The organism is Streptomyces griseosporeus (assembly GCF_014656055.1).
In the GTDB taxonomy this organism is placed as follows: domain Bacteria; phylum Actinomycetota; class Actinomycetes; order Streptomycetales; family Streptomycetaceae; genus Streptomyces; species Streptomyces griseosporeus.
Genome location: NZ_BNBR01000003.1, coordinates 242,719 through 253,865, shown reverse-complemented (window position 1 = coordinate 253,865; position 11,147 = coordinate 242,719). Strand labels below are relative to the sequence as shown.

The 11,147-nt window shown below is 74.3% G+C and carries 8 protein-coding genes; 6 read left to right on the top strand and 2 right to left on the bottom strand.

What is annotated here, in order from left to right; genetic code table 11:
* Window positions 1-24: 24 nt before the first annotated feature.
* The 4 genes from IE308_RS15865 (at window position 25) to IE308_RS15850 (ending at window position 4,287) form a co-directional block, all read left to right on the top strand.
* On the top strand, window positions 25-597 hold the full coding sequence (locus IE308_RS15865; RefSeq protein ID WP_190218461.1) for a hypothetical protein: 573 nt from the start codon (window positions 25-27) through the stop codon (window positions 595-597).
* Between the two features lie 176 nt (window positions 598-773).
* Window positions 774-959, top strand: coding sequence for a hypothetical protein (locus IE308_RS15860; protein WP_190218460.1), 186 nt, complete (start codon window positions 774-776; stop codon window positions 957-959).
* Between the two features lie 62 nt (window positions 960-1,021).
* Window positions 1,022-4,063, top strand: a complete 3,042-nt coding sequence (locus IE308_RS15855) for a helix-turn-helix transcriptional regulator (protein ID WP_190218459.1) — start codon at window positions 1,022-1,024, stop codon at window positions 4,061-4,063.
* 38 nt (window positions 4,064-4,101) lie between these two features.
* On the top strand, window positions 4,102-4,287 hold the full coding sequence (locus tag IE308_RS15850; protein WP_110630918.1) for a DUF6191 domain-containing protein: 186 nt from the start codon (window positions 4,102-4,104) through the stop codon (window positions 4,285-4,287).
* Window positions 4,288-4,300: 13 nt separating this feature from the next.
* Here IE308_RS15850 and IE308_RS15845 read toward each other — a convergent pair whose 3' ends face one another.
* Together IE308_RS15845 and IE308_RS15840 are read right to left on the bottom strand one after the other, a co-directional pair.
* Window positions 4,301-5,470, bottom strand: coding sequence for a PQQ-dependent sugar dehydrogenase (locus IE308_RS15845; RefSeq protein WP_190218458.1), 1,170 nt, complete (start codon window positions 5,468-5,470; stop codon window positions 4,301-4,303).
* Window positions 5,471-5,579: 109 nt separating this feature from the next.
* A complete protein-coding gene (locus tag IE308_RS15840) occupies window positions 5,580-6,578 on the bottom strand; it encodes an aldo/keto reductase (RefSeq protein WP_110630922.1) in 999 nt (332 codons plus the stop codon).
* A 74-nt stretch (window positions 6,579-6,652) separates the two neighbouring features.
* On the opposite strand from IE308_RS15840, the gene IE308_RS15835 reads away from it, so the two are divergent.
* Window positions 6,653-7,594 carry a 2-hydroxyacid dehydrogenase gene (locus IE308_RS15835; protein WP_110630924.1) on the top strand — a complete coding sequence of 314 codons (942 nt, stop codon included), beginning with the start codon at window positions 6,653-6,655 and terminating at the stop codon, window positions 7,592-7,594.
* A 435-nt stretch (window positions 7,595-8,029) separates the two neighbouring features.
* A complete protein-coding gene (locus IE308_RS15830) occupies window positions 8,030-11,020 on the top strand; it encodes a putative bifunctional diguanylate cyclase/phosphodiesterase (RefSeq protein ID WP_373314507.1) in 2,991 nt (996 codons plus the stop codon).
* Window positions 11,021-11,147 lie beyond the last annotated feature (127 nt).

Genomic DNA, 11,147 nt, shown 5'->3' with positions numbered 1-11,147 from the left:
GACTCGCTCCGTACGGTGCGGGGCATGGCAACGAAGACTGAGGACCAGGCCGCGGACACCCCGGCCGCCGGGACGACCGCGGACGAGGGCACGACAGAGGAGGAGACGGCCGCCGAGGAGGCCGCGCCGGAGCAGGCGGGCACCGGGGAGGCGGCCGCCGAGGAGCCGGAAGGCCACGACGAGACCCCCGCCGGCCAGGACGGCCCCTCGGGCGTCGGCCAGGGCGCCGGTGCCGTCGTCGCCGCCGCGCTCGGCCTCGTCTCGCTCACCGGCAGCTGGATCGGCACCGTCGCCTCCGCGCGCGAGTCGCTCATCGGCCAGCTGCAGACCTCCTCGTCCTCCAGCGTCGCCACGATGGTCAAGGAGGGCTACGGCGACGCCTGGCACGCCAACGCCCTGTGGGCCGGACTGTTCGCGCTGCTCGCCCTGGTCACCGGCGTGGTCGTCCTCGCCCGGCCCGCGTTCGGCGCGCCCGGCAGGCCGCAGGCCCCCTGGATCAAGTCGGTCGCCTGGGCGGGCGTCGCACTCGGCGTCCTCGGCCTGCTCCTGGCCGTCCTGAAGTACACCGACGTCCTGCTCGGACTGCCGTCCGCCTAGACACGCCTAGGCACCCCCTAAGGACCTCAGGCGGGCCTAAGGCCCGTCACCCGCGTCTAAGGCCCCGCACGCGGGCCCAAGATGCGGAGGTCTCCCGATGTGGCGGACCCCCCTGGGAGACGAGAGTTGAGGCATCGCGAAAGACGCGGTACCTCAACCGGATCCCAGGGGGAACCATGTACGAGTACGAGATCCAGCAGGCCCGTTCCGCCGAGCTGCTGCGCAAGGCCGAGCACGAGCGGCTGGTCCGCGAGGCCGTCCGCACCCGGCGCGAGGCCCGCCGCGCAGCACAGGAACGGACCGCCGGAACCGAGTCGCATACCGACCGGCCCCGGCGGCGCTGGTCCACCCGCGCCGCGTGAGCGCGCCGCCGGCGCCGCCGGGGCTGTGGAAAACCCCTGCCGCGCTGTCAGCGCCCCATGCGATGCTCGGGACCGTGGAGATCAGTTCCGTCAGTCCCGTGTTCGTCGGCCGCACCGACGAGTTGGACGTCCTGCACGACGCGCTCGCCCGCGCACACGCGGGCGAGCCGCAGGCGTTGCTCATCGGCGGCGAGGCCGGCGTCGGCAAGACCCGGCTCATCGAGGAGTTCACCGCGGCCGCCGGCCGCGCGGGCGCCGTCGTCGCGGTCGGCGGCTGCGTCGAGATCGGCGCCGACGGACTGCCCTTCGCCCCGTTCTCCACCGCCCTGCGCACCCTGTACCGCGAGCTGCCCGCCGAGCTCTGCGCGGCGGCCGCAGGACAGGAGGAGGAACTGGCCCGGCTGCTCCCGGAGCTGGGGGAGACCGGCAGCGGAGGCCATGACGAGGAGGGCGTGGCCCGCCTGTTCGAGCTGACCGCCCGCCTGCTGGAGCGCGTCGCCGCCGAGCGCACGGTCGTCCTCGCCCTGGAGGACCTGCACTGGGCCGACGCCTCCACCCGCCACCTGCTGTCCTACCTCTTCCGCACCCTGCGCGCCGGCCGCCTCGTCGTCCTCGCCACCTACCGCTCCGACGACATCCACCGCCGGCACCCGATGCGCCCCCTGCTCGCCGAGCTGGACCGGCTGCGCACCGTGCGCCGCCTGGACCTGGCCCGCTTCAGCCGCGACGAGGTCGGCCGCCAGATCGCCGGCATCCTCGCCGCCGAACCCGACCCCGCCCAGGTCGACGACATCTTCCAGCGCTCCGACGGCAACGCCTTCTTCGTCGAGGAACTCGCCGTCGCCGCCGCCGAGGGCTGCCGCACCGGTCTCACCGACACCCTCCGCGACCTGCTGCTGGTCCGCGTCGAAGCGCTGCCCGAGAGCGCCCAGAAGGTCGCCCGCATCGTCGCCGAGGGCGGCTCCACCGTCGAGTACCGGCTGCTGGCCGCCGTCGCCCGGCTCGCCGAGGACGACCTCATCGAGGCGCTGCGGGCCGCCGTCAACGCCAACATCCTCATCGCCGCGCCCTCCGGCGACGGCTACCGCTTCCGCCACTCCCTGGTCCGCGAGGCCGTCGGCGACGATCTGCTGCCCGGCGAGCGCTCCCGCCTCAACCGCCGCTACGCCGAGGCCCTGGAGACCGACCCGACGCTGGTCCCCGCCGACCAGCGCGCCATGCGCCTGGCCACGTACTGGTACCACGCGCACGACCCGGCCAAGGCCCTGCCCGCCGTCCTCGACGCCTCCGTGCAGGCCCGCGCCCGGCACGCCTACAGCGAGCAACTCCACCTGCTGGAGCGGGCGATGGAGCTGTGGGACGCCGCCCCCGAGGAGGTCAGGGCCGGGCTCCGGCTGGCCGGGTACGCCGAGGCGTACCCGGAGTGCGGCTGCGACCCCGCCACCACACCGCTGCGCTTCCTCGACCTCATGGCGGAGGCCGCCTGCGCGGGCCGCTTCGGCGGCGAACGCGAACGCGCCCTGAAGATCACCAAGAAGGCGCTGCGGCTCCTGGAGGACGAGCACGACCCCCTGCGCGCCGCCTGGTTCTGGATCCAGCGGTCCCGGCTGGTGCAGTCCCTCGCCCGGGGCGACGGACGGCAGGAACTGGCCACCGCCCAGGAGCTGGTGCGCGGCCTGCCGCCGTCCCGGGTGCACGCCGAGGTGCTCACCAACGTCGCCAACTGGTCGATGCTGCACGAGCCCGGCCCCGACGCCCTCGCCGCCGCCGAACAGGCCGTGAGCTACGCCCGCATGGTCTCGGCCCGCGAGACCGAGCTGAACGCGCGCCTGACCCTGGGCGCCCTCACCGTCGGCGCCGGCGACATCGAGGCGGGGCTCGCGCTGATGGAGGAGGTCAGACAGCAGGCGGTGGCGGAGGGACACGCCTTCGAAGCGGGCCGCGCCTATGTGAACCTGCCCAACGACCTGGAGAGCGTGGGCCGTTCCCGGGAAGCGGTGCGGATCCTGACCGAAGGCGTGACCTACACCCGGCGCTTCGGGCTGCTGGACTCCGAGGCCTGGGTGTGGGGCAACCTCGCCGAGTCCCGGTTCTCGCTGGGCTGCTGGGACGAGGCCACCGAGGCCGCCGCCGCCGCGCTGCGCCGCGGACAGAGCACCAAACCCAAGGGCTGCGGCGCGATGTGCCTCGCGCTGCTCGCCCTGGGCCGCGGCGACCTCGCCGAGGCGAGCCGCCAACTGGCCGCCGCACACGCCTTCTTCGGCACCCACGACCCGATGCCCCAGCAGTGGATCGTCCTCGCCCACGTCGGCCTGTGCATCGCCGCCGCCGAGGGCCGTCACACCGACGCCCGCGCCGAACTCGCCGCCGCCCTGGACGCCGGCGTCCCGCCGGGCACCCACCGGTACGGCTGGCCGCTGCTGCTGGCCGCCGCCACCGCCGAGGCCGACGCCCGGGCCCTGCCCGCCGCGCTGCCGGGCCGCGAGGAGGCCCTCGACCGCATCGCCGCCGCGCTGAAGCGGCTCACCACCGACGCACCCGTCTGGCACGCCCACGAGGCCTGGGTCCGCGCCGAGCTGCTGCGCGCCGAGGGCCGGGACACCACCGCCGTCTGGTCGGACGTGGTCACCGCCTTCGAACCACTGGAGCGGCCCTACGACCTCGCCCGGGTCCGCCACCGCCTGGCCGTCGCGCTGCTGGCCGACGGCGGCGACGACGAGCGCGCCCGCGCCACCGAGCTGCTGCGCCTCGCCCACGCCGTCGCCGGCCACCTCGGCGCCCGGCCGCTGGCCGACGCCGTCGCCCGCGTCGCCCAGCGGGCCCGGCTCCCCCTCACCGCCGCGGCCTGCCCCGAGCCGTCCGCCGACCCGGTGGAGTCGCTCGGCCTGACCAGCCGGGAGCACGACGTGCTGCGCCTGGTCGCCGCGGGCCGCACCAACCGCCAGATAGCCGAGGAACTGTTCATCTCCCCGAAGACCGCCAGCGTCCACGTCTCCAACATCCTCGCCAAGCTCGGCGTGGCGGGCCGCGGCGAGGCGGCGGCGGTGGCGCACCGGCTGGGCCTGTTCCCGGCCGAATCTCTCCCGGTGCGCGCCACGGGGTGAGCCGTACGCTGTAAGAGACCTGCGACCCGGGAGGAACCGTGTTCAACGTCTTCGAGGAACTGTTCGCTCCCGGCCGCAAGCACACCCGCGACGAGGAGAAGCGGCTGGCGCTGACCCGGGAGGACGTCGGCGACGGGGACCCGGGGCGCGGCCCGATAGACCTGGCGTCGGGGAAGGTCACCATACGGCTGCCGGAGCCGTCGGACGACGACCCCGGCGCGTAGTCCGGCAGCGGGCTCAGCTCACCCGGAGTTCCAGGATCCGGTCGTCGCCGTCCTTCGGGTGGCCGCGTCCGTCGGTGTTGCTGGTCGTCACCCACAGCTTGTCCCCGCCCGCCGCGACGACCGTGCGCAGCCGGCCGTACGCGCCGTCCAGGAAGGCCTGCGGGGCGGCCGAGGCCTCGGTGCCCTTCAGCGGGATGCGCCACAGCCGCTGTCCGCGCAGCCCCGCCATCCAGATCGAGCCCTCGGCCCAGGCGATGCCGCTGGGGGAGGCCTCGTCGGTGTGCCACTGCGCGAGGGGGTCGTGGAAGCCGTCCTTGCCGGACCTGCCCTCCGCCTCCGGCCAGCCGTAGTTGTCGCCCGGCTTGATCGCGTTCAGCTCGTCCCAGGTGTCCTGGCCGAACTCGGAGGCGAACAGCCGCTGCTTGTCGTCCCAGGCCAGGCCCTGCACATTGCGGTGGCCCCAGGAGTAGACGGGGGAGTCCGGGAAGGGGTCGCCAGGGGCCGGTTCGCCCTCCGGGGTCAGGCGGAGGATCTTGCCGCCCAGGGACTCCTTGTCCTGGGCGAGACCGCGCTGCCCGCTCTCGCCCGTGCCCACGTAGAGCATGCCGTCGGGGCCGAAGGCGATCCGGCCGCCGTTGTGGATGAAGCCCTTCGGGATGCCCTTGAAGACGGTGTCGGGCGCGCCGAGCTGCTCACCGGCGGGCTTCTTCGCGTCGTAGAGCATGCGCACGACGCGGTTGTCGGAGGCCGAGGTGAAGTAGGCGTAGATCATGTGGTCGGACGCGTAGTCCGGGGAGAGCGCGATGCCGAGCAGGCCGCCCTCGCCCTCCGGGGAGACCCCCGGCACCTCGCCCAGCACGGTCTTGCGGCCGGTCCCGGTGTCGACGCGGGTGATCGTCGCCCGGTCCCGGGAGGCCACCAGCAGGCCGCCGTCGGGCAGCGGGGCCAGCCCCCACGGCGTGTTCAGGCCGGTGGCGACGGTCCGCAGCACCTTCACCGAGCCCTTGGCGGGCGGCGTCGGCTCGGCCGCCGCGGAACCGGTCGGCGAGGCCTGCGCGCTCGTACGGCCCGGGGAGGCGGCCGCGCCGCCCGGGGACCCTCCGCCGTCCCCGGAACAGCCCGCCGTGAGCAGGAGCGCGGCAGCGGCCAGCAGGGCCGGGACAGCTCGACGTCGCACGATCATGGTCCCCCTTCGAGACGCGGCTTCTCCCTGTCATACACCGCGCGCGCCTCACAGGTTCCCGATCACCCCGACCCGATGCCGGGAGGGGCCGTCGGACGGTCCGCCGCGGTCAGTCCCAGGACCCCTGCGCCGCCGGCAGCGCCGCCACCTCCGCCAGGTCCTCGGCCGTGAGCCGCAGCCCGGCCGCGCCCGCGTTCTCCGTCACCCACCGCTCCCGCTTGGCGCCCGGCACCGGCACCACGTGCCGACCCTGCGCCAGCACCCAGGCCAGCGCCACCTGCGCGGGCGTGACGTGCGGCCCGTGCCGGGCGGCGATCCGCCGCAGCCCGGCCACGATCGGCTGGTTGGCGGCCATCATCTCGGCCGTGAACCGCGGATGCCGGGCCCGCATGTCGTCCGGCTCGAACCCCTCGCCCGGGGTGAGCGTGCCGGTCAGGAAGCCGTTGCCGAGCGGCATCGCCGCCAGGAACCCGATGCCGCGCTCCGCGCACCACGGCAGCAGCTCCCGCACCGCCTCCGGCGACCACACCGACAGCTCGGCCTGCACCGCGCTCACCGGGAAGACCTGCTGCACCCGGCGCAGCTGCCGCAGGGTCGCGTCGTACAGGCCGCCGCCCGGGCGGCGGCCCCCGCGCACCCCGACCGCGCACAGCCCCAGCGCCCGCACCTTGCCCGCCCGCACCAGCTCCGCCATCGCCCCCCAGGTCTCCTCCACGGGTACCTCGGGATCGGCGCGGTGCAGCTGGTACAGGTCGATGACGTCGGTCTGGAGCCGGCGCAGCGAGGCGTCGCAGGCCCGCCTCACATAGCCGGGGCGGCCGTTGGCCACGATGTGCTGCTCGCCGACGAGCAGGCCGACCTTGGTCGACACGAACGCGTCCGCGCGGCGCTCCTTCAACACGCGCCCCAGCAGCAGCTCATTGGTGAACGGGCCGTACATGTCGGCCGTGTCCAGCAGCGTCGAGCCCAGATCCAGCGCCCGGTTGACCGCCCTCAGCGACTCCTCGCCCCGCTGCCGGGACGCGCTGTAGGCCCAGCTCATCGGCATGCACCCGAGTCCGACGGCCCCCACGGAGAGTGCCGTCGCGCCGATCGTCCTGCGCTCCACCTGCTCGTGACCCTCCCTCTCGTGGCACCCAACCTAACCTCTGGGCTGTCCGGGCCCTGACATAGCCTCCTGACATGACTGCTGACGTGTGGCTGCCCATCCCCGCGGACGAGATCGAAGGGCTCCCCGAGGGGCCGAACTACCGGTTCTGGAACGGCGGGCCGGACTTCCCCGCCGACCCCGCGGACTGCGCGTACTACGTGGTGCCGTACATGAAGCCGTCCGACGTCGGCGTGCGGCCGCTGCCGCGGATGACCTCCGTCGAGGTCGTGCAGACCCTGTCCGCCGGCATCGACCACGTGCAGCCGGGCCTGAAGCACCTGCGGCCCGGGGTGCGGCTGTGCAACGCGCGCGGTGTGCACGAGGCCAGCACCGCCGAGCTGACGCTGACCCTGATCCTCGCCTCGCTGCGCGGAATCCCCGACTTCGTCCGCGCCCAGGACCGCGGCGCCTGGCTCGGCGGCTTCCGGCCCGCCCTCGCCGACAAGACCGTCCTCATCGTCGGCTACGGCTCGATCGGCGCCGCCATCGAGGACCGGCTCGCGCCCTTCGAGCTCGCGCGGGTGGCGCGCGTCGCGCGCTCCGCGCGCACGACGGCGCGCGGCCCCGTGCATCCGCTCACCGATCTGCCCGCACTGCTGCCCGAGGCGGACGTCGTCGTCCTCTCCACGCCGCTGACCGACGCCACCCGGGGCCTCGTGGACGGCGCCTTCCTGGCCCGCATGAAGGACGGCGCCCTGCTGGTCAACGTCGCCCGCGGGCCCGTCGTCGACACGAAAGCGCTGCTGGCCGAGGTGGAGACCGGCCGGATCACCGCCGCCCTCGACGTCACCGACCCCGAGCCGCTGCCCGCCGACCACCCCCTGTGGCGCGCCCCGGGCGTGCTCGTCACCCCCCACGTCGGCGGCCCCACCTCCGCCTTCATGCCGCGCGCCAAACGGCTCCTGGTGGACCAGTTGACGCGCTTCGTGAACCGCGAGCCGCTGCGCAACGTGATCCTCACGACGGGCGCCTGACCCGCCGCGCCGTCGCCGCGCGTACCCTCCGCAGTCCTGGGAACGCGGTCCGTGCCCACGTTCCCGCTGGTCGTCACGGAGCGTAGAGAAGCTATGTCCCTGAGTGACGAGACTGGTGTATCGTCCCGACAGGGGATGCGCCGCGCACCGTTCGGCGCCGGGGACGGACATTTCAGACTTGTGAGGGGGGCGACGGGCGATGCACGGCCTATGGACGAACGATCCGACGCGGCAGGGCAGCCGGCGGCGACCCTGGCGCACGGCCGCGCGCAGACGCGGTCACCACGCCGATCACAGGGAGTACCGCAGCCATCCGCATCGGCACAGCGGCCGGCCGACCCCGCACCGCCGGCCGACCGGCCGCCGCAGGCATGCGCACCCAGTGCACCGCACCCCCCGGGACCGGGGGGCGGCGGCGCGGACCGGGAGGGAACGGTGAACTCGCCGCCGCCTCCCGTGACCGCCTTCGGGTCGACGCTGCGCCCGCAGCCGTCCGCGCACGTGCCCCTGCCCCGCCCGCCGGCCCCCGCCACCGGGGGGAACATGGTCCACCAGATGCTGCTGGCCCTGGTGTGCGGGGGATACGCCGTCGGCTCCGCGCTCGGCTGGGGATCGAGCGAACTCGCCCTGATCATGGGCGACTTCGGACTGGCCGGGGCCGCCGGCACCGCCGCCGTCTCCTGCCTGCTGTACGCGCGCTCCCGCCGCGTCCGGTTCCGGGCCGCCTGGATGCTCTTCGCCCTCTCCTCGGCGATGGCCGCCCTCGGCAACGGCGTCTGGGGGTGGTACGAGGTCGTGCTCGACCGGCCCGTGCCCAGCCCCTCCTCCGCCGACCTGTTCTTCCTGTGCTTCGCGCCGCCCGCCATCGTGGGACTGCTCGTGCTCGCCAAGCGGCCCATGACCAAGGCCGGCTGGATCTGCCTCGCGCTGGACGCCTGGCTGATCGCGGGCTCGCTGCTCACCCTGGCCTGGAGTCTCGCGCTCGCCCAGGCCGCCCGGTCCGACGGTCCGAGCGTCGCGCACGTCGCGCTGTCGCTGGCGTATCCGCTGCTCGACATCGCCCTCGTCAGCATGGTGCTGGTGCTGCACTTCCGCCGCTCGGCGGTGAACCGCAAGGCCGTCAACACGGCGATCGGCGCGCTCGCCCTGACGGTGATGTGCGACGCGATGTTCACCTCGCCGCTGCTGCACAACAACTACCGCTCCGGCCAGCTCCTCGACGCGGGCTGGTTCGCCGGTTCCCTGCTCCTCGCCTACGCCCCCTGGGCCGCCCGCCACACGCGCGACGGCGAGGGCCACACCCGCGTCGTCCACGAGCACCTGCCCGGCCGCCGCACACCCGGCCGGCCCCCGGCGGCACCCCAGCCGGGCGGCGAGCAGGGGCGGTATCCGGCCACCCGGCCCATCACCGGCTCCCTCGCCGCGCTCACGCCGTACCTCGCCGCCGCGGTGTGCACCCTGGGGATCCTCTACAACGTCCTCAACGGCCACAGCGTCTCCCGCGTGGTCCTGCTGACCGGCGGCACCGTCGTGCTCGCCCTCGTGGCCCGCCAGGGCATCATGCTGCTCGACAACATGACCCTCACCCAGGAACTCGCGCAGAAGGAGAACCACTTCCGCTCCCTGGTACAGGGCTCCAGCGACGTCATCATGATCGCCGCGCCCAACGGCATCCTGCGGTACGTCTCCCCGGCCGCCGCCGGGGTCTACGGCCGCCCCGCGGAGGACCTGGTGGGCACGGAACTGGCCAACCTCATCCACCCGGAGGACCTGGGCTGCGTGGTGCACGAGATCCGCCGCTTCCTCGCCGCCAGCCCCCAGGAGGAACCCACCACCCGCATCGAGTGCCGCTTCCGCTCCGGCGAGGGAGGCTGGCTGAACGTCGAGTCGACCGTCAACCGCCACCACGGCGGCCTGATCTTCAACAGCCGGGACGTCACCGAGCGCGTGCGCCTGCAGGCACAGCTCCAGCACAACGCCGAGCACGACCCGCTCACCGACCTGCCCAACCGCGCCCTGTTCACCACCCGCGTCCAGCAGGCGCTGTCCGGGCGCCGCTCCTCCGACCGCGGCCTCGCGCTGCGCAACACCGCCGTGCTCTTCATCGACCTCGACGGCTTCAAGGCCGTCAACGACACCATCGGGCACCAGGCCGGCGACGAACTGCTCGTCCAGGCCGCCCGCAGACTCCAGGACGCCGTCCGGCACGGGGACACCGCGGCCCGGCTCGGCGGCGACGAGTTCGCGGCCCTGATCGCGGGCGACACCACCCGTGACCGCTCCGCCCGAGAGCGCCACATCCTGGAGCTCGCCGACCGCCTCAGGGTCACGCTCTCGCAGCCGTACGCCATCGACGGCAACGACGTCCGGGTCAACGCCTCCATCGGCGTCGCCTTCGCCGAGCCGGGTCTCGGCGCGGGGGAGCTGCTGCGCAACGCCGACCTCGCGATGTACCGGGCCAAGGCGGGCGGCAAGGGCCGCGTCGAGCTGTACAAGCCACAGATGCAGCAGGACGTCGTGCGCAAGGCCGAGCTGGCCACCCGGCTGCGGGCCGCGCTGCACGACGGCGAGTTCACGCTGCTGCACCAGCCCGTGGCGCGGCTCGTCGACGGCCGGATCACGGCCGTCGCCGCGCAGGCCCGCTGGCGCTCCTCGCAGGGCGTGCTCTTCACCCCCGCCGAGTTCCTGCGGGTGGCCGAGGACAGCGACAAGACCGCCGAGCTGGGCCGCTGGATGCTCCAGGAAGCCGTCGAGCAGGCCGCCGAGCGCCACGCCTCCGGTGTGACCGTGCCGGTCGCGGTCCGGATGCCCGCCCGGCGGCTGCTGGACCGGTCGATGCCGTTCGGCTCGATCGAGGCGCTGCTGACCCGGCACGGGCTGCCCTCCGGGTCGCTCGTGATCGAGCTGGCCGACCTCGACCCGGGGGTGCCGCTGGACGAGCTGGAGCGGCGTCTGACGGCGCTGCGGCGGCTCGGGGTCCGGATCGCCCTGGACGGCTTCGGCACCGGCTGGGCGGCCCTCACGGCGCTGCGCAGGCTCCCGCTGGACGTGCTCAAGGTCGACCGCACCCTGGTCGAGGGCGTCGTGGAGTCCGCCCGGCTGCACAAGATCACCGGCGGTCTGCTCCGGATCGCCGGCGACCTCGGCCTGCAGACCGTCGCCGAGGGCGTGGACCTGCCCGAGCAGGTCGTCGCCCTGCGCGCGATGGGCTGCACCCACGGGCAGGGCATGGCGTTCGCCGGACCGCTGGACGAGTACCGGCTGCGCAGAGCGCTCGGAACCGGCCATCTCCCGGTCCCGCACGGCCCGGCCGAACCGGCTCTCGCGGGCGGCGGATCCGGGGTGTACACCAGTGGCGTCTCGGTCGTTGTGGGAGGCGGGACGGCCCTCCGCTCACATAATGAGACTCCCGTCCCACCCACTTGACACCGGGTGCGTGCCGGGGGGAGGGTCAGTGCCATGCGCACCCGAATTCTCGTACTTGGAAAGCGCGTCGGCTGACGCTGAGCCCTGATCGCTCAGCACTCCCACCCGGCGCGCTCCCCTCGCTTGC

What these genes read in the sequence shown, in the direction of transcription:
- IE308_RS15865 (WP_190218461.1), top strand. Translation starts at nt 25, where the DNA reads ATGGCAACGAAGACTGAGGACCAGGCCGCGGACACCCCGGCCGCCGGG.
- IE308_RS15860 (WP_190218460.1), top strand. Translation starts at nt 774, where the DNA reads ATGTACGAGTACGAGATCCAGCAGGCCCGTTCCGCCGAGCTGCTGCGC.
- IE308_RS15855 (WP_190218459.1), top strand. Translation starts at nt 1,022, where the DNA reads ATGCTCGGGACCGTGGAGATCAGTTCCGTCAGTCCCGTGTTCGTCGGC.
- IE308_RS15845 (WP_190218458.1), bottom strand. Translation starts at nt 5,470, where the DNA reads ATGATCGTGCGACGTCGAGCTGTCCCGGCCCTGCTGGCCGCTGCCGCG.
- IE308_RS15835 (WP_110630924.1), top strand. Translation starts at nt 6,653, where the DNA reads ATGACTGCTGACGTGTGGCTGCCCATCCCCGCGGACGAGATCGAAGGG.